At 63.0% G+C, this 21,503-nt stretch carries 21 protein-coding genes and 4 tRNA genes; 13 read left to right on the forward strand and 12 right to left on the reverse strand.

The genetic code is table 11. The features are described from left to right. Nucleotides 1-96 precede the first annotated feature (96 nt). The 3 genes from HWX76_RS32950 to earP form a co-directional block, all read right to left on the reverse strand. Nucleotides 97-1,482 (reverse strand): sigma-54 dependent transcriptional regulator, encoded by a 1,386-nt coding sequence (locus HWX76_RS32950; protein ID WP_050011458.1) that lies wholly within the window; start codon nt 1,480-1,482, stop codon nt 97-99. Between the two features lie 267 nt (nt 1,483-1,749). Beyond that, a complete protein-coding gene (gene efp / locus HWX76_RS32955; RefSeq protein ID WP_044844759.1) occupies nt 1,750-2,307 on the reverse strand; it encodes an elongation factor P in 558 nt (185 codons plus the stop codon). Between the two features lie 137 nt (nt 2,308-2,444). Next, complete coding sequence (earP, locus tag HWX76_RS32960; protein ID WP_124556919.1) at nt 2,445-3,638, reverse strand: elongation factor P maturation arginine rhamnosyltransferase EarP; 1,194 nt, start codon at nt 3,636-3,638, stop codon at nt 2,445-2,447. A 76-nt stretch (nt 3,639-3,714) separates the two neighbouring features. On the opposite strand from earP, the gene uvrC reads away from it, so the two are divergent. The 7 genes from uvrC (at nt 3,715) to HWX76_RS32995 (ending at nt 8,454) form a co-directional block, all read left to right on the forward strand. Next, nucleotides 3,715-5,760, forward strand: a complete 2,046-nt coding sequence (gene uvrC / locus HWX76_RS32965; RefSeq protein ID WP_124637848.1) for an excinuclease ABC subunit UvrC — start codon at nt 3,715-3,717, stop codon at nt 5,758-5,760. Nucleotides 5,761-5,850: 90 nt separating this feature from the next. Then, nucleotides 5,851-6,438, forward strand: a complete 588-nt coding sequence (pgsA, locus tag HWX76_RS32970) for a CDP-diacylglycerol--glycerol-3-phosphate 3-phosphatidyltransferase (RefSeq protein ID WP_006482193.1) — start codon at nt 5,851-5,853, stop codon at nt 6,436-6,438. A gap of 141 nt (nt 6,439-6,579) precedes the next feature. Beyond that, nucleotides 6,580-6,655 (forward strand) — tRNA-Gly (locus HWX76_RS32975). Between the two features lie 53 nt (nt 6,656-6,708). Continuing rightward, nucleotides 6,709-6,784 (forward strand) — tRNA-Gly (locus HWX76_RS32980). Between the two features lie 51 nt (nt 6,785-6,835). Next, a tRNA-Gly gene (locus HWX76_RS32985) sits at nt 6,836-6,911 on the forward strand. A gap of 98 nt (nt 6,912-7,009) precedes the next feature. Beyond that, nucleotides 7,010-7,083: transfer RNA gene (locus tag HWX76_RS32990), tRNA-Cys, on the forward strand. Between the two features lie 171 nt (nt 7,084-7,254). Continuing rightward, the gene (locus tag HWX76_RS32995) at nt 7,255-8,454 is read left to right on the forward strand and encodes a site-specific integrase (protein WP_176016907.1); all 1,200 of its coding nucleotides are present in this window, start codon (nt 7,255-7,257) and stop codon (nt 8,452-8,454) included. A gap of 36 nt (nt 8,455-8,490) precedes the next feature. Here the strand turns inward: HWX76_RS32995 and HWX76_RS33000 are convergent, their stop codons facing one another. The 8 genes from HWX76_RS33000 to HWX76_RS33035 form a co-directional block, all read right to left on the reverse strand. Next, nucleotides 8,491-8,829 carry a helix-turn-helix domain-containing protein gene (locus HWX76_RS33000; RefSeq protein WP_176016908.1) on the reverse strand — a complete coding sequence of 113 codons (339 nt, stop codon included), beginning with the start codon at nt 8,827-8,829 and terminating at the stop codon, nt 8,491-8,493. Then, complete coding sequence (locus HWX76_RS33005) at nt 8,826-9,086, reverse strand: hypothetical protein (RefSeq protein WP_176016909.1); 261 nt, start codon at nt 9,084-9,086, stop codon at nt 8,826-8,828. The genes HWX76_RS33000 and HWX76_RS33005 overlap by 4 nt, the downstream gene beginning before the upstream one ends. 16 nt (nt 9,087-9,102) lie before the next feature. Beyond that, the gene (locus tag HWX76_RS33010; protein WP_176016910.1) at nt 9,103-9,564 is read right to left on the reverse strand and encodes a hypothetical protein; all 462 of its coding nucleotides are present in this window, start codon (nt 9,562-9,564) and stop codon (nt 9,103-9,105) included. Next, on the reverse strand, nt 9,561-10,037 hold the full coding sequence (locus tag HWX76_RS33015; RefSeq protein ID WP_244138055.1) for a hypothetical protein: 477 nt from the start codon (nt 10,035-10,037) through the stop codon (nt 9,561-9,563). Before HWX76_RS33015 ends, HWX76_RS33010 begins: the two co-directional genes overlap by 4 nt. Further along, entirely contained in the window at nt 10,034-11,356 is a 1,323-nt protein-coding gene (locus tag HWX76_RS33020; protein ID WP_176016911.1) for a ParB N-terminal domain-containing protein, read from the reverse strand. Before HWX76_RS33020 ends, HWX76_RS33015 begins: the two co-directional genes overlap by 4 nt. After that, on the reverse strand, nt 11,356-11,718 hold the full coding sequence (locus tag HWX76_RS33025; RefSeq protein WP_176016912.1) for a beta-hexosaminidase: 363 nt from the start codon (nt 11,716-11,718) through the stop codon (nt 11,356-11,358). The genes HWX76_RS33020 and HWX76_RS33025 overlap by 1 nt, the downstream gene beginning before the upstream one ends. 51 nt (nt 11,719-11,769) lie before the next feature. Next, nucleotides 11,770-11,988: a hypothetical protein gene (locus HWX76_RS33030; RefSeq protein WP_176016913.1), complete on the reverse strand. Its 219-nt coding sequence runs from the start codon at nt 11,986-11,988 to the stop codon at nt 11,770-11,772. A gap of 454 nt (nt 11,989-12,442) precedes the next feature. Next, the gene (locus HWX76_RS33035; RefSeq protein ID WP_176016914.1) at nt 12,443-12,871 is read right to left on the reverse strand and encodes a transcriptional regulator; all 429 of its coding nucleotides are present in this window, start codon (nt 12,869-12,871) and stop codon (nt 12,443-12,445) included. Between the two features lie 388 nt (nt 12,872-13,259). On the opposite strand from HWX76_RS33035, the gene HWX76_RS33040 reads away from it, so the two are divergent. From HWX76_RS33040 to HWX76_RS33055, 4 genes are all read left to right on the forward strand, one after another. After that, complete coding sequence (locus tag HWX76_RS33040) at nt 13,260-13,802, forward strand: phage regulatory CII family protein (protein ID WP_176016940.1); 543 nt, start codon at nt 13,260-13,262, stop codon at nt 13,800-13,802. Continuing rightward, nucleotides 13,789-14,172: a hypothetical protein gene (locus HWX76_RS33045; protein ID WP_176016915.1), complete on the forward strand. Its 384-nt coding sequence runs from the start codon at nt 13,789-13,791 to the stop codon at nt 14,170-14,172. The genes HWX76_RS33040 and HWX76_RS33045 overlap by 14 nt, the downstream gene beginning before the upstream one ends. Nucleotides 14,173-14,432: 260 nt before the next feature. Next, the gene (locus tag HWX76_RS33050) at nt 14,433-16,940 is read left to right on the forward strand and encodes a VapE domain-containing protein (protein WP_176016941.1); all 2,508 of its coding nucleotides are present in this window, start codon (nt 14,433-14,435) and stop codon (nt 16,938-16,940) included. Nucleotides 16,941-17,160: 220 nt separating this feature from the next. Beyond that, nucleotides 17,161-17,934 carry a hypothetical protein gene (locus tag HWX76_RS33055; protein WP_176016916.1) on the forward strand — a complete coding sequence of 258 codons (774 nt, stop codon included), beginning with the start codon at nt 17,161-17,163 and terminating at the stop codon, nt 17,932-17,934. Nucleotides 17,935-18,521: 587 nt separating this feature from the next. Here HWX76_RS33055 and HWX76_RS33060 read toward each other — a convergent pair. Beyond that, a complete protein-coding gene (locus HWX76_RS33060; protein WP_176016917.1) occupies nt 18,522-18,788 on the reverse strand; it encodes a DUF1883 domain-containing protein in 267 nt (88 codons plus the stop codon). Nucleotides 18,789-18,981: 193 nt separating this feature from the next. Here HWX76_RS33060 and HWX76_RS33065 point away from each other — a divergent pair, with 193 nt between their 5' ends. After that, the gene (locus HWX76_RS33065) at nt 18,982-19,551 is read left to right on the forward strand and encodes a MarR family transcriptional regulator (RefSeq protein ID WP_176016918.1); all 570 of its coding nucleotides are present in this window, start codon (nt 18,982-18,984) and stop codon (nt 19,549-19,551) included. A gap of 28 nt (nt 19,552-19,579) precedes the next feature. Then, nucleotides 19,580-21,499, forward strand: coding sequence for a terminase gpA endonuclease subunit (locus HWX76_RS33070; RefSeq protein WP_347880203.1), 1,920 nt, complete (start codon nt 19,580-19,582; stop codon nt 21,497-21,499). Nucleotides 21,500-21,503: the final 4 nt, after the last annotated feature.

Below are 21,503 nucleotides of genomic sequence, written 5' to 3' on the forward strand. Positions count from 1 at the left end.
CAGGGATGGCGCGCAGCGCCGTTCCGGTCGCCGGAATGAATTTGAACGCAACTAACGGTCAGATCCGACCAGCGCCCGTATTCAGGCGCCCGCCGCTCAGTTCACCTTCATCCGCTGCAACTTGTTGTACAGCGTCTTCGGGCTGATGCCGAGCAGCGTCGCCGCACGGTGGCGCGTCCCGCCGACCGCGTCGAGCGTCGCGCGGATCAGCAGATCCTCGACGTCCGACAGCGGCGTGCCGACCTTGATCTGCACGCTGCTGCCGTTCAGCGCGGCGCCGGCGGAGAAGCTGGCCTCGCCGGCACGCAGCGTCTCGATGAAGTCGCCCGATGCGTCGTACGCGAAACGCACGCGTTCCTGCAGTTCGCGCACGTTGCCCGGCCATTCGTACGACAGACAATCGCGCACGAAGCCTGGCGCCGCGCGCTTGTCGGTCGTGCTGCGGCCGGTCGCGCGCGCTTCGCGGTTCAGTTCGTCGATCTGCGCGTCCGCGATCGCGAGCGCATCGCCGTCGCGCTCGCGCAGCGGCGGCATCGTGATCGACGCCGCGTCGAGACGCAGCCACAGATCCTCGCGCAGCGTGCCGTTCGCCACCGCTTCGCGCGCCGGACGGCGCGTGGCCGCGATCAGCCGGAAATCGCTGGTGATCGAACTCGTGCCGCCGATCCGCATGAAGTTCTGCGAATCGAGCGCGTGCAGCAGCGCTTCCTGGAGCACGAGCGGCAATGCGGTGATTTCGTCGAGGAACAGCGTGCCGCCGCCGGCCTGCTCGAACAGGCCCGATTCGCGGCGTTCGGCGCCGTCGAACGCGCCGCGTTCATGGCCGAACAGCACGCTGTCGAGCGACGCGCCGTGCCGGCCGGCCTGCGCGAGCATCCGGCAGTCGAACGAGACGAACGGCCCCTTGCGGCGCCGGCTCAGTTCGTGCAGCGTGCGCGCGGCCAGCTTCTTGCCGGTGCCGGCTTCGCCCGAGAACAGCACGGCCGTTTCGGTGCGGGCGTTGTGCTCGATCATGTCGTACACGTGCTGCATCGCGTCGCTGCGCCCGACGAGCGCGCCGAAGCGGCCGAGATGGCGCAGCGACGCACGCAGCGACTGCACTTCGTCGATCAGTTCGTACGGGCGGGGAATCCGCGCGAGCAGGCTGCGCAGACGCGGGATGTTGATCGGCTTCAGCAGGTAGTCCCAGATGCCGTGACGCAGGCCCTCGATGGCGCTCTCGACCGTCGCGTTGCCGGTCAGCACGATCACGGGCAGCGAGCCGTTCGGCTGTTGCTGCGGCAGGTGCTGGAGCAGGTCGAACCCGCTGCCATCCGGCAGGTTCAGGTCGACGAGCACGACGTCGGGGATCGAGCGGCCGAGCGCCGTGCGCGCTTCGGCGAGCGACGTGGCCGTGTCGACCGAGAAGCCGTCTGCGGCGAGCAGCGCGGTGAGGCCTGACAGGCTGTTGGGATCGTCTTCGACAATCAGGGCGTGTGGCATGGTGGACGCGAGTCGAGTCAAGAGAGGCGGGCTGTCGGCCAGCGGACCGCAGCCGCATGTCGGATTAAAGACTGATTTTATGCCCCACCGAACGCGTCACGCGCATTATTTCTCCGGCGCTATAAAACAGTTACCGATGATACAAATTGAATATCTTTACCGGTGGCTTTTGTGCTGCTTCCGGCGCCGAGTTGTGGCAGCTGTTGACGCCAGACAAACAAAAAGCGCCCCGAAGGGCGCTTTGTTCAATGCGGGTATCGCCGACGATTACGCGCGGCTGCGGTATTCGTTCGTGCGCGTATCGATTTCGATCTTGTCGCCGGTGTTGCAGAACAGCGGCACTTGCAGTTCGAAGCCGGTCGCCAGCTTCGCGTTCTTCAGCACCTTGCCCGACGACGTGTCGCCCTTCACGGCCGGTTCCGTGTAGGTGATTTCGCGAACGAGGATCGTCGGCAGTTCGACCGAGATCGCCTTCTCGTTGTAGAACACGACTTCGCAAGCCATGCCGTCTTCGAGGTAGTTCAGCGCTTCGCCCATCATTTCGGCTTCGACTTCGTACTGGTTGTAGTCGGCGTCCATGAACACGTACATCGGGTCGGCGAAGTACGAGTACGTCACTTCCTTGCGGTCGAGCACGACGACGTCGAACTTGTCGTCAGCCTTGTAGACCGATTCCTGACCTGCGTTCGTCAGCAGGTTCTTCATCTTCATCTTGACGACGGCCGAGTTACGGCCCGACTTGTTGTATTCCGCCTTTGCGATGACCCATGCTTCGCTGCCGATCTGCACGACGTTGCCTACGCGGAGTTCCTGTGCGGTCTTCATAAAAACTGTCCTGATCCAATCAAATAAATAGGTGCCTGAGCGTTGCGCAACGGCTGACGGCGCAAGCGGCGGGGCGTTCCGGGGGGCGCCAAGCGCCCAAACGCGAGCGCTTGCGTGGTCAGCCGTCGGATAACCGCTTATTTTAACTGAGATTTTGCGTATTCCGCCAGCTTTCCCGCGAGATCGCCGACGGCCGAGAGCGCGTCGGCCCAGCGGCGTGCATTGGCGTGCAGCGCGGCGCGATGTTGCCAGAAATCGGCCCAGTCGGGCGTGCCGGCGCCGTTCCATGCATGCCAGAACCGTTCGAGCGCCACGCGCGGCGCATCGGCGAGGCCGGCCGACAGGTGCGCGAGCGCGGCGTCGAGCTTGGGCAGGTGCACGTCGTCGGCCTGCGGGTAGATGTGCCACACGAACGGCTTGCGCGCCCATTGCGCGCGCACGAACGAATCCTCGCCGCGCACGAAATTGAGATCGGCGACCCACAGCAGCGGGTCGTAGTCGGCCTGCGGCACGAACGCGAGGCCATGGGCGGTCAGGTTGCCGCTGTGCACGTGGGCGCCCGCCTCGAACGCTTCGACCCCGAAAAACCGCGCGACGGCGGGCGACAGCCGCCCGACCGGCACGAGCGCAACGACCGGCGACGGACCGTCGCGCCACTGCGCGAGCAGTGCGTCGACGGCCGGGTTCTCGTAGGCGAACAGGCTGACGACCGTCGTGCCGGGCGCCGGCGGCGGGCCGCCGGTCGCGCGCTGCCACCACGCGGCGCGCGCTGACGGATCGGCGTCGAAGGCCGCGCGGCGCGTGTCGAGGTCGCGCTCCTTCGGCACGCCGCCGGTCCCGGCCGACAGGCCCGGGAAGAAGAACGTCTTCAGCAGCGGGTAGCGCGGATGCGGCGACGGCCGCAAATGGAAATCGGCGACCCAGTCCTCGGCGCTCAGGTACTCGAGGTTGATCCACACGGGGCGCCGCGCGCGCCGCGCCATCGCCGCGAGATACGGGCCGGGCAGTTCGCACGCGAACGCCTCGATCACGACATCGGCGATGTCCAGCGCGTCGCCGACTTCCGCGTGCCAGTGCTCGATCACGATCGCATCGACCGTTTGCCGCCCCGCGTCGGGATCGACTTCGGGCAGCAGGCGCGCGAACGTGTGCAGGTCGTCGACGAACAGCCGAACCTGCCAGCCGTGCTCGTGCGCGAGCTGGCGCGCGACGCGCCAGCACACGCCGATGTCGCCGAAATTGTCGATCACCGTGCAGAAGAGGTCGCAGGCGATCGGTTCGCCCGGCGCGAGCGGGACGGCGGAGAGGGGGGCAGCGGCGGGGTGTGGCATCGAAGCGGGCGGGTGAATGCTCTAAACTGGCGATTCTAATAGACCCGTTCCGCGTTACAAGGCGCCCGGATCACGCATGACATCCCCAGAAGCCTCCGATACTCCGTTCGAACCGAAGAAGATCCTTGCGCAGTTGCCGCACATGCCGGGCGTCTATCGCTATTACGACACGGCGGGCGCCGTGCTCTACGTCGGCAAGGCGCGCGACCTGAAAAAGCGCGTGTCGAGCTATTTCACGAAGACGCAACTGTCGCCGCGCATCGCGATGATGGTCACGCGCATCGCGCGCATCGAAACGACGGTCACGCGCTCGGAAGCCGAAGCGCTGCTGCTCGAGAACAACCTGATCAAGGCGCTCGCGCCGCGTTACAACATCCTGTTTCGCGACGACAAGTCGTATCCGTACCTGAAGCTCACCGCGCACCGTTTTCCGCGGATGGCGTACTACCGCGGCTCGGTCGACAAGCAGAACCAGTACTTCGGGCCGTTCCCGAGCGCATGGGCCGTGCGCGAGAGCATCCAGATCCTGCAGCGCGTGTTCCAGTTGCGCACCTGCGAGGATTCCGTCTTCAACAACCGCACGCGGCCGTGCCTGCTGCATCAGATCGGGCGTTGCACGGCGCCGTGCGTCGGCGCAATCTCCGGCGAGGATTACGCGGTCGACGTGTCGAACGCCGCGCGGTTCCTGCTCGGCCGGCAGTCCGAAGTGATGAAGGAACTCGAGCAGAAGATGCACGCGTTCGCGGCCGAGCTGAAATTCGAGCAGGCGGCGGCCGTGCGCAACCAGATGAGCTCGCTCGCGACGGTGCTGCACCAGCAGGCGATCGAGGTCGGCAGCGACAGCGACGTCGACATCCTGGCCGTCGTCGCGCTGGGCGGACGCGTGTGCGTGAACCTCGCGATGGTGCGCGGCGGCCGGCACCTCGGCGACAAGGCGTATTTCCCGACGCATGTCGAAAGCGCACTGACGCTCGCCGAGGGCGGTCTCGGCGAAGAGGCCGAACCGGTGGAGGCGGTCGGTGCGACGGTCGGCTCGACGGTCGATGCGGTGCCCGATCAGGCTGCGGAAGAGGCCGGCGGCGCGCGCGGCGCGGCCGCAGCGTCGGTCGAGGCCGAGGTGCTCGATGCGTTCATCGCGCAACACTATCTCGGCAACCGCGTGCCGCCCGTGCTCGTCGTCAGCCATGCGCCGGCGAGCCGCGACCTGCTGGAGCTGCTGTCCGAGCAGGCCGGCTACAAGGTGTCGCTGGTGCGGCAGCCGCAGGGACAGCGGCGCGCGTGGCTGTCGATGGCCGAGCAGAACGCGCGGCTCGCGCTCGCGCGGCTGCTGTCCGAGCAGGGCTCGCAACAGGCGCGCACACGCGCGCTGGCGGACACGCTCAGCTACGACAGCGACGATCTGGCGACGCTGCGGATCGAATGCTTCGACATCAGCCATACGATGGGCGAGGCGACGCAGGCGTCGTGCGTCGTCTATCACCATCACAAGATGCAGTCGAGCGAATACCGCCGCTACAACATCACGGGCATCACGCCGGGCGACGATTACGCGGCGATGCGGCAGGTGCTCACGCGCCGCTACGAGAAGATGGTCGAGCAGGCCGCGCAGGCGGCGGCCGCCGACGAAGCGGCCGGCATCGACGGCGAATCGACGCGCGAGGCCGAAGCGTCGAGCCTGCTGCCGAACATCGTGCTGATCGACGGTGGCAAGGGTCAGGTCGAGATCGCGCGGCAGGTGTTCACCGAGCTCGGCCTCGACACGTCGATGCTGGTCGGCGTCGCGAAAGGCGAGGGGCGCAAGGTCGGCCTCGAGACGCTCGTGTTCGCGGACGGCCGCGCGCCGCTCGAACTCGGCAAGGAGAGCGCCGCGCTGATGCTCGTCGCGCAGATCCGCGACGAGGCGCACCGCTTCGCGATCACCGGCATGCGGGCGAAGCGGGCGAAGGCGCGCCAGACGTCGCGGCTCGAGGAGCTCGAAGGCGTCGGCGCGAAGCGCCGGCAGCGGCTGCTCGCGCGCTTCGGCGGGTTGCGCGGCGTGGTGGCCGCGAGTGTCGAGGAACTGGCGAGCGTCGAAGGCATTTCGCACGCGCTCGCCGAGCAGATCTACAAGCAGCTTCACTGACGCGGCCGTGCGGCCGGCGGCGTTGCCAGCGTTCTTGTGGCAGGCCGGTCGACACGGCACAATTGCGAATCCTTTACTGTCCCGCATGCCATGCCGTTCAATTTCCCGATTTTCCTGACGTGGGTACGGATCGTGCTGATTCCGCTCGTCGTCGGCGTGTTCTATCTGCCGGACACGGTGATGGGCGGCGCGCACCGCAATCTCGCGGCGGCGGCGATCTTCATCCTCGCCGCGCTGACCGACTGGTTCGACGGCTTCCTCGCGCGCAAGTGGAACCAGACGTCGTCGTTCGGCGCGTTTCTCGACCCGGTGGCGGACAAGCTGATGGTCACGGCCGCGCTGCTGATCCTCGTGCAGATTTCGCGGGTCGACGCGGCGATCGCGCTTGTGATCGTCGGTCGCGAGATCGCGATTTCGGCGCTGCGCGAATGGATGGCGCAGATCGGCGCGTCGAAGAGCGTCGCGGTGAACCAGCTCGGCAAGTTCAAGACCGCGTGCCAGATGGTCGCGATTCCGATGCTGCTGTTCTACGGGCCGCTGCCGCTCGGCATTGTGACGATCGATACGCGCGTGTGGGGCGAGTGGCTGATGTACCTGGCCGCGGTGCTGACCATCTGGTCGATGCTGTACTACATGAAGCTCGCATGGCCGCAGATTCGCGAGCGCGGCGGCGCGTGACCTGCTGCGCCGGTTCGGCAGCGGTTTTTGTAAAAAGGGCTGGAAAAGCCCTTGACACACGAATGTGCCTTCGACATAATCTCGCTTCTCCGCTGCACGACGAATTAAGTGTGTGACGGGGAAGCAGTAGCGCAGCAATACGCGGGAGTAGCTCAGTTGGTAGAGCGCAACCTTGCCAAGGTTGAGGTCGCGAGTTCGAGACTCGTCTCCCGCTCCAGATTTTTTCTGGCAGCGTGTTGGTTGGCAAAGCGCTGCAGATGCAGGACACATGCGGGAGTAGCTCAGTTGGTAGAGCGCAACCTTGCCAAGGTTGAGGTCGCGAGTTCGAGACTCGTCTCCCGCTCCAGATTTTTCTGGCAGCGTGTTGGTCGGCGAAGCGCTGCAGGTGCAGGACAATGCGGGAGTAGCTCAGTTGGTAGAGCGCAACCTTGCCAAGGTTGAGGTCGCGAGTTCGAGACTCGTCTCCCGCTCCAGTAATGGGGAAGCCACGCTTCCCTTTTTATTTGATGGACTTCCGGTCCTCGAATAAAAATCTGTCGCTTGCCTCACGGCATCCGGACAGTCCGCTTTTGGCGCGATAGCAAAGCGGTTATGCAGCGGCCTGCAAAGCCGTTTAGGCCGGTTCGACTCCGGCTCGCGCCTCCAAGTAGAACGAGATAAAGCCCTGATTCGTCAGGGCTTTTCTTTTTTCTGCGGCGCTTTCATTCTTGTAATAGAGTGGCCTAGAGTGGTAAAAAGTCGCCTGTAACCAACTAAAAACCGACACCAACCACCCGTCAATCGGCTAATTGGCAATCGAGGCGAGTTCATCTAGGCATGGCGAACAAACGACTGCGGCCGTCCGGCACGTGGGAATACACGATCAAACGGGCGAAGCTGCTACCAAAGCCACTTTCCCTGACCTTTGACACTGAGGAAGAAGGCGACGCGTACGTCGCCCGATTGGAGCAGCTGCTGGACGCCGGCATCGTGCCGGACGAAGTGGTCGAGCAACGCGAAGCGATCGCGACAACAGGGGACGCCATTCGAGCGTACCTGCGCCGCGTATCGGTCCCTGATTCCGACGTCCAGGTGCTCAATGCGCTCCTCGGACGAGCGGCCATCAAAGCAAAGTCGCTTGCGACACTCGATTACCAGTGGGTCGAGCAGTGGGTGACCGCCATGAAACGACACGACCACCTTTCGCCGTCAACGATCCGGCACTACGTCGGTGCGTTGGCTCGCTGCTTCGATTGGGTGGTGAGATCGGGCACGCCGATGTTGGCGACTAACCCTCTCCGCCTGCTCCCGAAGCGATACGCAACCTACACTGATGAAGATCGGGTCGCGGTCGAGGCGCAGGATGTCGACGCGAAAGAGGACGTACACCGGGATCGGCGGCCGAGCGAGGCGGAGCAGGCCGAGATTCGACGACTGATGGCCGGCGGGAAGCCAAACGGCCGCGAGCGTGCGTTCGATCTCCTGTACCGGCCGGCGCTGGTGTTCCTTTTCGAGCTTGGCATCGAGTCCGCCATGCGGATGCGGGAAATGTACACGCTGGAGGTCGACCAGTTTGATGTTGCTCGGCGGACGGTGTCCCTTGAGAAGACGAAGAATGGCAGCAAGCGCTCGGTGCCGCTCACGACGATCGCGATAGCCGCGTACGAGCGGTACATCGTCGCCGTGAATGGCGGCGACCCAGAGATGAACGGTTTCACGTTCGACTCCGGCCGCTTGTTCCCGTGGGTTGGCGATATGGAGGCGTCGATGCGGGCCGAGGGCGTGCAGCCGCTCAAGCGCAAGGTGCTTGCTCGCGTCTCGTCCCGGCTATCGGCGCAGTTCGGGCGGATATTCGACGCGGCAGGTTGCTCGGATCTTGTGTTTCATGACCTGCGGCACGAGGCGACGTCGAGGCTGTACGAGCGTACGACGTTGAGTGACGTTCAGATCGCGAAGATCACGGGACACACGAATCCCAAGGTCTTGATGCGGTACGCAAACCTGCGGGGGAGCGATCTCGCCGAAAGGCTTTGGTGAGACCCCGGCCGGGTGGCCGGGGTGGGTCTGGATCGATCACGCGGCCATTGCGGCCGGCGCGTCCATTTCGGGGAGGTGTGGAAGGGGGCGTGCTTTGCGGCCGGGCCGGCGCGGGTCCGTCTGCGAAAGTTGCTTTCGGATTGCCTTGTCGACTCGGGCGTCAGTTGCTGGCGATCCGCACCGGATCTGTTCGATCCGCTTCTGCGTTTGCGCCTGCACCTGTTCACGCAGGTAGGCCACGACGTCGTCCTCCAGAAAGACCCATGCTCGGCCGATCTTGGCACCAAGGATGTCGCCCCGATGGACGATGTCGAGCAGCGTCGTGCGGTCGATCTTCAGGAATTCCGCGCACTCGATCAGGTCAAGCGTTCTCACGCGTTACCTCCTCGATCTGCAGTGATGCGGTAGCGCCATTGCTCCAGTTGCTCGATGTATTCGGCGTGCGTCGGGTGATCCGCGACGGTAAGCCAGCATTCGTGGCTGCTGAAGGCGCCGCCGCTGATCGCATGCGCGCTCAACCGGTTAGCACTGATCTGCGCGGCGAGATCGGTAAGTGCGGTGACAAGGTGATCAACTGTGTCTGCCTGCAGTTCGAGACGAAACTGGACTGCGCGCTTTGGGGGCGTTGTCATCGGCTAACGCTCCCCATTATCGAATGGCGCTGACGATACGATCGAGCTTGCCGTCGATCTCCAAGATCGCCAATGCTTGCATTGCGGTTGCCATGCGTTCGAGGACGGTGGCATAACGTTCAAGGCGGTCAATGTCGGCCGTTTTCAGGAGACGCTGCATCGTGTCGCCGAGTTCGTTTGCCGACTTCCGAACACTCCCCGCCGCTTTTTTCGTCGACTCAGAGACTTGCTTCTCGGCATCGATCATGCGGGACAGCGAGCGTTCGAAGAGGGCGATTGCATCTTGCGTGGTGGATTCAGCCTTTGCGAAATCGGTGTTCATGTCTTTAAGTCGGCGTTGAAAGTAGTGAGAGTCGGCGTTGATGTAATTCGCAACCATCGTCAGCGTATCGAGGTTGCTAAAGAGAGGGCCTTTGCTGTCTTGCCTGATTGGCTTAAGTCCGTACACTTCGGCCGGATTGTTCCGTGATGGGATCATTTCGATTCGAATCCTTGGTTCTTTGAATCTGGCTCACGTTGCGAGAGTGCACGGCCAAGCTGCATCAGGCCGGTTTCCAGCGTGATCCCGGCGGTTGCTGCCCAGGTGCGCGCATCCTGCGCGGCCTTGTGGCGGGCGAACGAGCCGATCTCGTCGGACATCAGGTCAAGCAGTTCGATGTCGGCCGCGTGCGAGATCTCAGCGATCAACACGCGGATTTCGACACGAAGGGCGTCGAATCGCGCGAGTCTGCCTTGGCGGACATCCGCCAAGTCTTCGTTCATCTGGACTGGTTTGCGCCGCGCGAGCGGCGCTTCGTCTTTCTGGATCGTTTTTACGGGCGTCAGCCCGTCGTTGTCCGACTGCATCGAAGTGCCGTTGACGCTCGCTAGTGCGATAGCCGGGCGCTTCTTCGCGTGTTCCCGCTTTCGCGGCAGCGGACGTGGGGTAGAAAGGGCCGGGCGCGGGGTCATTGGGCGACCTCCTGCAAGGCAGGATGCTTGGTCGCAAGCTCGGGCGTCCAGTCGGGATCGGGCATGGTGTACAGCTTGTCGAGCCATTTGTTGACGGATGCTGCGGCCCTCGATTTGGCCCGCCCGCCGTGGTGCATCAGGCGAGTCAGATCGGACACGGCCGAGCGAATGGCTTGTACGCGAGTCGGGAATATCGCCGGCGTATCCCGCATCGAGGGGTAGTGATCGCCGAAGCCGTACGTCGGTGCGATGTTCATTTCGAACGAATAGATCCACGCGCCTTCTTCGGGTTGCGCGATGTAGATGCTGGCGGGGATCAGACCTGAACCAGTCGCCTTCGGTGCGTGAAGTTTCTCGCAGCCCTCAAACACGCCGTTCGGGTTTGGCGCGTGAATCGCATGCGTTTTCGCGCGCTCCGGAAGATCGAGTAGGTCTTCCATGCCAATCAGCGCGCGATGGACGCCCTCGATCGTGCTTGGCGAGAGTTTTCCGAAGCCGGGATCGTGCAAGACAGACTGCACGGCCTGCAAAAGTTGCTTTGCACGCGGTTCGTCGATCTTCGTCGGTTTGGGGGCAGAGGGTTTGGTGGTCGGCGTGTCGCCACCCAGGTGCTTCTTCGTCACCTTGGTCTTGCCTGCTTCCTTCGCTTTCGACAGACCAGACACGATGCGCTCGAGCGCCTTGTCGCTGCCATGCGTGCGGATCTCTTCGATCGCGAGTGTGCCTGCGATCGCGCCGCTGCGGACAAGATCGTGGAGTTCGGCCGGGGCTTTCTCCAGCAGCGCGGCGTCGCGGATCGACTGCTCGGAAATGTTGAGTCGGGCGCAGATGGCTTTGGTGTCGAATCTGTGAATGTCGCGCAGCTCGGCGATCGACGTCGCGAGATCGAGCGGCGACGCCGGCTTCGATACGTTGCTCACGTAACCGTCGATCACCATTTCTGACCGTTTCACGTCACGCGAATCACGGACAACGATCGGAATCTTTCCGAGGTCTTTCCCGGCCTTGACCGCTGCTCCGGCCGCGAGGTAGCGATGCTGGCCCTTGTAGACGTAGAAATAATCCTTGCCGTCGACCTTACGCACATAGCAATGCAGCGGGGAACCCTTGTCGTACCCGTTTTGCATCATCAGTGCGGTCAGTTCCTTGACCCATTGCGGATCGACCGGGCGGACGTTGTCGCGCGGGTCGTAGCGCAGCGCTTCGTATGGAATCATCCACAGGTCAGCGGAGGTCGCGCCGGCCGCGGCTGCTGCCGCCTTCGTGTTCCCGGTCTGGATCGGGGCGGTCAGGTCGAGCTGTTGGGTGTGGTCGTCCATTACGCGATCTCCCGCGCGGCCTCGGTGCGCGCGTTGCCCCGCTTCTTCGCTTTATCGATCACCTTCGACGCCTCGACATTCGCTACGCGCTTGGCGTCGCGCAGGCGCTTGATTGCGTCGGCGCAATTGCCTTCGTCCGGAATCGAGATCTGCCTGCGGGCGATCTCTGTACCGTCGAGGATCAAATATTCTGTATGCACGCTGTCCGGCAGCGGGCGGCGCCCAACAACGTACTTGCCGATCAGGATCGGTGTCGACGGACGGCGTGCGTTCCGGTCGTATCGCGTGAAAGTGCGGAGTGAGAGGGTGTCGCGACGTTCGATGTGGAAAAGGGGTTCTGCTTTGACTTTGATGCGCGGCATGGTGGTCTCCATGACGCCGGGGTGGGCTCGCCCCGGCAATGTCGGGGCGATTTAGACAGTGACGTTGTAAGCGGTCGTTGGGGCGACGACCGGATCGTCTTGAAACACATTCACGACGACAAACAGGAGGGCGGCCACGACGGTCCAGCGGAAGATCTTCGATTTCTCAAAGTTGCTTTGGCGGGCCGGTTCGGACGGCGTGATGCGAGGTGTGCTTTCGTCGCGAAGCCATTCATGGCGTTCGGTTGACTGATGGTCGAGCATTTTCATGGGCTTCTCCAAAGGCTGCGCGGGCGGCAGCGATGAAGACGCATGTTAGGCATTCCTTTGTCGCTGCGCAATAGGAATGCCTAACTATTTTTTCATGTCATCGCATTTGCTCGCGAGGGAGCCCGGAGGGGGCGGCGAATCTTCCTGAAAGGTGTTGTATTCTTCCCACCAAATACTGTATGTTTATACAGTGTTTAAGGGAAAATATTGCCGAGGGGAGGTTGTTGCGGGGCTATGTCAACAGGGGAATTGCGCTGCAAACCGGGCGATGTGGCGATCGTCAGTCGATGCCGGAACCGGTCGCGTATCGGCATGCTCGTTCGGATCATCGGCCCGCACGGCAGTGATGACTTTGATTGGGATGTCGAGATTCTTGGTGGGCCGATCAGAGGGCGCGGGATACGTTCCGGGCGTGTCGGAACGCACCGCAAGGCCGCTGTATTCGACTGGAACCTCACCCCTCTTGCGGGTCAGGCGCATTCAGATCGAGAAGGTCACCAGACTGCTGTCCGCGCAGATCTTCAAACACCTTGAGCGTTTCCAGCAGCGCGACAAATGCTGCCGACGGCAATCCAAGCTTGTCTGCTTTGGCGAGCGCGTCAACTAGTGCTTGAGCATGCGTACCTAGGCTCTCTTGTCTCTGGGGGGCGGGCGCATTGGCTCGACGCACCATCTGGCCTTCGCCAGTGGCGAGCCACCACGGATCAACGTTCAGGAATTCGGCCGCGAGTAGCAAGTTCGCGCCCTCCATCTTTTTTGTTTTCCCGCTTAACCAGTCGCTGACCGAGGGCGCTCGCACTCGGCACGCTCGCGCCAGATCTGCAGCCTTTTTCTCAGGCGGCAACTTCATTGCCTGTTCCAGGCGTTCGGCTAGTGTCGTCATTAGGAAAGCCTAACTGAATGGACATAAGGAATGCCTTGCTTTTCATGTAAGGAGCGCCTAACATGGCGGCATGAATACGCTCCTGAATCGAGACCCGTACGCGTGCGCCGTGATCGATGCATTCGGCGGAACCGCCGCGACTGCCCAACTGTGCGAAGTCCGGATGCCGTCCGTATCCGAATGGCGTCGAAACGGCATTCCGCGAGCGCGTCTGTTGTTCTTGAAGCTCGCGCGTCCTGACCTGTTTGCTTCTCTAGACGTACACGACAACTCGTTGTCACACCCCATCGACGCGTGACAGCCGTAGTTACGCACCTCGTGAACTGAATCTTAGTTGCGACCCAGTGCGCGCGACAGGATGAAAGTCACTCTCTACCAATCTCCCGCTATGACCTGCCGATACGACAGTACCGAATGGCTGGACGTGCTTTATACGTCCGTTCGCAACACGCCCGGCGGTGTCGCCGACGCGGCGAACCACCTCACGATCCGGCGCGGTAAGAACATCACGCCGGAATCGCTTCGCCTCCGCCTGCGTGGTGTTGGCGACAGTCGCTTGTCGATGGAAATGTTCGAGCTGCTGATCGAGTGGATGCAGGAAAAGGCAGAGGGAGAGGTGTACGCGCTGGACGCGCTGCATGCGTTGAACGCGCGCTTCGGGCTGGTTGCCGAACACGTCGAAGACCATGCCACTGACGACGTCAGCGAACCCGGCACGCTGCGTCTTGTTTCGACGGCGCTCCACCTGCAGGCGCATGTTGGTCTCGTCGCTGACGACGTGACGCGTGCGCTGGCGGATCAGCGGATCGACGATCAACACGCCGAGAAGATCATCGCGACCGGCCGTAAGGGCCAGCGTCTGTTCCAGCGTTTGATTCACGCTGCTCGCAACCTCGCCGCGCGTCGACGTCGTCGTCATGGAGCGGTTTAAGCCCGGCATGGGGTGCTGTCGTCCCGACCGTGAGCATATCGGCCTTTGCTGCTCGCCCGAGCAGCAATTGGCATGCGCTGTCACGACGCTCGCATCCCGATTCGAATCTGCCCCCGCTGAAGCGGGGCGCTTGCTATCCGAACTGATCGCCACGTTTCCCGATTGCCTTGCTCCGATTCTTGCGGAGGCGAGCGCAGCGGGGCGCGTGCGTCTGTTCATCGAACGAGCTACGCGCGCGTGCGCCGCGCTCGCCTCCAAGGCGGAACGCCACGCGTTTCGCGACCAGCTTACCGATCGTCTCTGCGCGCTGGACCTTGCCGCGTTCGACGATCTCATGTCGGCGGAATGGCGTCGACTGCGCGGCAAATAACCGGAGACACACGTGAACGTGAACGGAATCAGTAGCGCGTTGCGACGCGGTGCATCCCAGTACAGCCGCTCGCCCAGCGGACGGCAGTGCTATGCGGCGGGGCGGGCCGCGTGGCGAAGCTTTTCTCACAAGGTCGCGCGCGACCGTCGTCTCGTCGAGCTGGAGGCGGCTCGTCGTGCGAGCTAACAGAGCGCGGCTCAACGAATAGTGATCTGGCCGCGACATGCGGCCAAAGTGATTTTGACAGAGGAAATTTTCATATGGCGACACTGGACCAGATCATTCAGCAATTGCGCGCGGCGGGACATCCCGACTTGCCCGCCGGCCATCCGGTCGCGGACGGCAAACATCACCGGTATGGGCCGCGCAAGAAGTACTGGTATCAGCTTCGCGAGGTTGTGAGCAAGGGCGCAGTGATCGGCTACGGCGGTACGTTCGGCCACTTCGCGGGCGACGATCCCGGCACCGAGCGCTTCGAGTGGAGCGGCGCACCCATGAGCGAGGAAGTGCTCGCGGAGACGCGTCGCCGGCAGGAAGCCGCCGACCGTGAGCAGGCCGAGCGCGATGCGCGTCAGGCGAAGCTCGCCGCGAACCGCGCGCGCGATCAGTGGAACCGCGCGGCAGAGCACGGCGAGTCCGCCTATCTTGAACGTAAGCGCATCACGGCCGAAGGCGTGCGTTTCGACGCGGACGGCACGATCTTCGTGCCGATGTATCAGTACGGCGATGACGCTCGGCTCGTCGGTCTGCAGAAGATCACGCCGGACGGCGCGAAGCGCTTCAACAAGGGCATGGAAAAGAAAGGCGCGTCGTATCTGCTCGGCGAGGTCGGCGCAGACGACCAGATCGTGCTGGTCGCCGAAGGCTACGCGACCGCGCGCTCGATCCGCATGGCAATCGACGAGGCGTTTGCAGTCAATGTCTGCTTCGACGCCGGTGGCATCCTCCCGGCCGTGCGCTATCTGCGTGCGACGTATCCGGATGTGCACGTGCTGGTCTGCGCCGACGACGACTGGAAGATTGAGCAGCGCATGCGCGACTGGCTCGCCGACGAATTCGCTTTCCGGGGTGAACCAGTGTTTGGCGCCGACCCGGTGCGGATCGAGGCGAAGAACACGTGGTACATGGTCGCCGCGTCACGCCGTCGTGACGACAATGGCGTGCCGTATGTCGAGGTGAGCTACGGAAACGACGTGATGCCGTTGCGCCGTAAGCGCTTCGAGAACACGGGCCTGAAGCGCGCGTACGAGGCGGCAGCGACGGTCACCGACGTCAGCGTGGTCTATCCGGCATTCACCAATCGCGGCGAGCGCAAGCTGACCGACTTCAACGACCTGCACGTCGAAGAGGGTATCGATCCTGTCCAGGCGCAGGTGCAGGCGGCGATCTTGCGCGTCATCGCGCCAGCGAACGAAGAGATCCGACCGGCGACGGTTGCGGTGTCGACTGCGGACGATACGCCGACGAAATCCGCCGCGACGTCCGCTGCCGCGAAACAGCCGGAATGGGATGGCCGCGAGGCAGAGAACGGCGCGCACACATGGGAGCAGGATCTCGCGCGTTCGGACAAGGGCACGCTGCTGCCGACGCTCGGCAACGTGCACATGATCTTGGCGAATCACAAAGCGTGGCAGGGCGTCATCGAGCAGGACGACTTCGGTGGCCGCGTGATGAAGCGCAAGGCACCGCCGTTCCGGCAAGGCGTGAAGGGCGAGTGGACTGACATGGATGATCAGCGCTGCGCGCTTTGGTTGTCGCAGCGCTATGGCCTCTCGGTGCGCACCGATATCGTGATGAACGCGGTTCTGTTGGTGGCGGACGAGAAGCACTTCCATGACGTGCGCGAATACCTCGAAGGGCTCAAATGGGACGGCGTGTCGCGCGTGCGATCGATGCCGTCGACCTACCTGCGTGTCGCCGACAGCGAGTATGTGCAGCTCGCGTTCATGAAATGGATGATCGCTGCCGTCGCGCGCGTGATGGAGCCGGGCTGCAAGGTCGACAACGTCCTGATCCTCGAAGGCAAGCAGGGGCATCGCAAATCGACGGCGCTGAAGGTGCTGGCCGGCGCTTCGTGGTTCACGGATACGCCAATCCAGATCGGCAACAAAGACACATACGCGGTGCTGGCCGGGAAGTGGGTGATCGAGCTGGCCGAGCTGGACTCGTTGAACAAGGCCGACTCGTCGGCGGTGAAGAGCTTCTTCGCGACGGCCGTCGACCGGTTCCGCAACTTCTACGGCAAGCGGGCGACCGACGTCCCGCGTCAGTGCGTGTTCGCCGGCTCGGTCAACTTCGACACGTACCTGAAAGACGAATCGGGCAACCGGCGTTACTGGCCGCTGCGTGTCGGCGGGCTGGTAGACATCGACGGCATTGTGGCCGTTCGTGATCAGCTCTGGGCGGAAGCCGTGCACCTGTATCGCTCGGGCGTCGTGTGGCACGTCGAAGAGCATGAGCGCCCGCTGTTCGAGATCGAGCAGGCGGAGCGCTACGAAGGCGACGTGTACGAGGACAAGATCGCCAAGGCCCTGGAATTCGTCTCGCGCACGACGATGGAAGAGATCCTCGCGGACATCCTGAAGCTCGATACATCGAAATGGACGCTGGCAGAGCAGCGCCGCATCGGCAAGGCGTTGAAGTCGCTCGGCTGGGTGCGCAAGCGCGAGTCGACCGGATCGCGCGGTTGGTACTACGTGAAGGAAGAGCAAGAGCCGGAAGCGGAGCGCGAACTGGTCGCAGCAGGTGATGACGACAGTCCGCTGTAATCGCGTGGCGCGCCGTGCCTGCACGGTAAGCGCGCCACTTGCCCCGTCTTGGCGCGCTGTGGACGTCCCACGTCCCAACGTCCCAAGGAGCGGCCTCGGGTGCGCGTGCAGGGGCGCGACATGCGCGACGTGAGCGACGCATGTCGCATGTCGCAGGCGCGCACCCCTGCAAGCCTTTTCCCTTGGGACATTGAGACATTAGGACGAGTAGGAGAGAGTGATGATCGATTTGAAAGAGCGGGTGGGCGTTGCTATGAGCGTTCGTGGTCAGTTCACCGACCCGATTGCCGATCCTAAAGTTACTTTGGGCGCGCTCGCCTTTGCGAACGATCTCGGGAGTTTGCTGGCCCGAATCAAGGCCGGGCCGACGCCGACGTCTGCGATGGTTCGACGCGCAACGTTGCTGTTGGCGCAGATGATCCGGACGTCGGGCCGATTCAAGCGTGCGCGGTTCACGGGGCTGTCGCGCGAGGAGCGTCGCGACCAACGTGCGGGACATGCTGTCGAGCGTGCGAAAGCGGACATCGTCGAGCGGTTCGCGCTGCGGTTGCTGGACGAGTGGGTGAACGATCAGTGCGTCGAGTGCGAAGGGCGCGGCGTCGTGCGTCGCGCGCGGGCCGTCACGACATCAACGCACGCGTGTGATGTATGCCGAGGCAGCGGAAAGGTATGTGTATCAGAGGAGCGAATCCCGTTCTTCGAAGGGCGTAACGGGCCGCTTGTCTTTCGTGAATATGAACCGTGCGACGAATGCGGCGGGATGGGACGGATCGCGGCGTCGCCCGCTTCGGACGCGAAGGGCCGGCACATTTGCCCCGACTGCTCAGGTTCCGGCAAGCGGCAGGTCGACGACGCTGGCCGGGCGCACGCGCTCGGCGTATCGCTTGACGACTATCGGAAGAATTGGTCATGGCGCTTTCACGACATGCTCGCGCTGCTGGATACAGTAGATGGATCGGTGTACGACACATTGCGTCGACAATTGCGAGGATGAAACGTATTCCATTTCAAGAGCGGATCGCGTAAACTTTGCACATCCTTTACCGAGTCACTGGATAAATGCGCGACCGCATACTCGTGTCGCAACCTTCGCCCGACAGGCGTACTGAATCGCGGGAGCGCCGCGACCAACAACGATAACTGTCTGCCGGGATCTGTTGGGAGGGCGTTCGCCCTTACGAAATGAATATCGAAGCCCTGAGTGCGAAAGCCCTCGGGGCTTTTTGCATTGGGGCGCTGAAATGCAGAGCAAATCGGCGAGTGCCGGTCCAGGTGAACTTTGGGCGGTGTGGGTTGAAGATTATGTTGCGGGGATTACCGCGAGATGTGTCTCGAACGATGATGTGGTGGATTTGATCGTACGGGACCGCGATATCTGTGGCATTGAATCCGCTGCGGTTTCTAACATGGGGGTGAGCTATGCGTGTCGAAATACGTGACGACTCGGGGGAGCTGCTTTGGGCGGTTTGGAGAAGCGCAGGCAGTTGTGGCGGGGTGACGAATTCGAGCTACGGCAAGGATGGCACCCTCAAGCACATCGTCAGCGTACTCGAGGATGCCCGGCAGCAGGCGGTGGGTGAATTAGCTGTTTCTCACGAAGTCGATTGAGTAGCGAATATTCGCGCTACCCCCGCCGAGGTCGATTGTGACATTCCAGTAGCCTGTTGACGGCACGGCGATTCGAGCGGGCAACCTCGTGTAGTTCCCGCCGAAATACTCAAAGCGTTGTCCGGATCGATAGCGTTGGAAATTGCTATCCGTTGTCAGCATCACATTGCATTGATAGTCGCAATTGACTACGACTACATCGCCCTCGTTGAGATGCTCTCTCGAATGAATGAAGTCCATAGGTCTTCCTCGTTGTTATGCCCGCTTGCCGGGGTGATTGATCCTAGCATGGGTCGCAACAAGCCCCATCCACGTCAAGCTGGTCGGCGTTCGGCCCATGTTGGCAGGCAGGGACCCTAAGAAGGGACCAGCACGCGGGGGCTCGCACCCGCGTTTTTTCTCTACTGGCGAGTCTCCATAGGGGGTCATATTCATGCCGACTCAGCAGCAGATCGCTGACCATCTCGACCTTGACCAGTCGGCCGTTTCGCGGTTCGTCGACAAGGTCCGGCTCGATTACCGCGTGGCGTCGATCGACGAGATCCGCGTCGCGTACATCCGGCATTTGCGCGAGGTCGCGGCCGGCCGGTCCAGCGGTACTGGCATCGATCTCGTCGCCGAACGGGCGAAGACCGAGATCGTCGATCGAGAGATCAAGCTGCTGACGCTGGCAGAGAAGAAGGGGCAGCTCGTCAATGCGGCGCAGCTCGAACAGGCGTACGGCCTGATGGTCGGCGCATTTCAAACGGAGCTGCTGTCGCTGTCCGACAAGCTGGTGCAGGAGCTGCGCACGCTATACGGCGTCGAGGTGGACGTCGAATGGTTGAACGAGCACATATATGGATGCCTTGAGCAGCTTTCTGAATACGACCCAGACAGTCCACGCGGTGATTCGCCGGATCGCGAAGATGCTGCGTCCGCCGGAGCGGATTGGGACGACGGATTGGTCGCGCAAACATCGCAGGTTGAGCGCGAAGGGATCGGCCAGTCCCGGCCGGTATAACCCGAACATCACGCCGTGGGTGTTCGGCATGCACGAAGCGCTGGACGATCCGACCGTGCAGAAGGTCGTGTGCATGAAGTCGGCACAGGTCGCGTGGACGGATGGCGTGCTGCTGAACTACATCGGCAAGCGGATCGACGTTGACCCGTGCCCGATGATCGTCATGTTCCCGAAAGAGAAAACGGCGAAGAAGTTCAACCTGGAGAAGTTCGAGCCGATGGTTGAGGTGACGCCTCGCCTGTCGGCGAGATTGCCGGTTCACGCGGCCCGCGACAAGAACAACTTGTGGGATCACAAGACGTTCGCGCGCGGCTTCCTGAAGTTCATCACGTCGAACGCGCCGGACGAAGTGAAGTCGACGCCGGCCCCGGTCGTTGCGGTCGAGGAGCCGGACGACGCGAACACGAACGTGCGCGAGCAGGGCGATTCGATCACGCTGCTGGAGGAACGAAACAAGAGCTATTCGGCCCGGCGACGCAAGATGATTTTGGGCGGCACGCCGACCATCGACGGCCTGTCTCGCATCCAGCAGGCCTACGCTGCATCGGATCAGCGCGTGTATCTGGTGCCGTGCCCTGATTGTGATGAGGAGCATGAGCTGGCGTGGGAAAACGTCACGTGGAGCGATGGCGCCGAAGTCGTGCACGAGGTCTACGGCCGCGCACAACCCGAGACGGCCCGGTACACCTGCCCGCATTGCGGCTCGTTGTGGGACGACGCGACGCGTATTCGCGCTGTCCGACGCGGGCGATGGGTTGCGACGGCACCGTTTCACGGCGTTGCTGGCTTCCGCATCAACGAGCTGGTGTCGCCGTTTCCCGGCTCGAACATGGCCGAGCTGGTCAAGAAGTGGCTGACGGCCGACAAGGCGCTGCGCGAGGGCGACGATACGAAGATGCGTTCGTTCGTGAACAACTCGCAGGGCCGGGCGTACAAGTACAAGACGGATCTGCCTGAACTGGACGTGCTCGCGCAACGTGCGCTGCAATACGCGGAGCTGACGGTGCCGCTCGGAGGTCTGGTGTTGACGCTTGGCGTCGACGTGCAGCACGACCGGCTCGCGATCGTCCTGCGTGCATGGGGACGGGGCGAGGAAAGCTGGCTCGTCGCGTGGGGCGAGATCTACGGCAACGTGACGGAGCAGCAGCAAGACCCGATGACAGGCGGGGTATGGGGCGCGTTGACGATGCTGCTGTCGCACGCATACCGGCATGAGAACGGCTGGTTGCTGCGTGTACGTGCAACGTCGATCGACTCGTCGGACGGTGCGACGTCGGATGCGGTTTACAAGTATGTGCGTGCGGCGCAGCACGCGGGTTACAACGTCATGGCGGTCAAGGGCAGTAGCAACGTCGACGCGGAGATCTTCAGCGTGCCGAAGGCGTCGATCGACTCGACGCGCAACAACAGCAAGGCCGCGAAGTACGGGCTGCGGCCGTACATGGTCGGCGTGAGCCGCGCGAAGGATTTGATCCTCGAAAACCGACTGAAGCTCGAAGGCGACGGGCCGGGCCGCATGCACTGGTATAGCGGGGTCCGTAGCGACTACCTCTCGCAGCTCACGGCGGAGGTCAAGGTGCCGGGGCCGCGTGGCGGTAAGCGCGTGTGGAAGAAGATCAGCCCGCGCAACGAGGCGCTGGACTGCGAAGGGTACGCGCTGCACGCGGCCCGCAGCGTGAAAGTGCACCTGATGACCGAGGCGCACTGGCAGGTCGAGCAGCATCGTGCATCGCAGGTCTCATTGTTCGATGCGGTTCCGGTGCTGGAGGCATTGCCTGCGGCCCTGCCGGCCGAGGTGCCCCCTGATCCGCCGGATGTGGCCGAGATTATCGAGACGCCGCGGCCGTTGCCGCAGGTAGCAAAACCCACCGAAACCCCGCCCCCGAGCGGGGTTTCGCGCATTCAGGGGCGTCGCGTTGGACGCTCGACGTACCTGACGCGGCGCTAAACGA

The sequence above is a fragment of the Burkholderia sp. BCC0398 genome (genome assembly GCF_902833245.1).
Classification (GTDB): domain Bacteria; phylum Pseudomonadota; class Gammaproteobacteria; order Burkholderiales; family Burkholderiaceae; genus Burkholderia; species Burkholderia sola.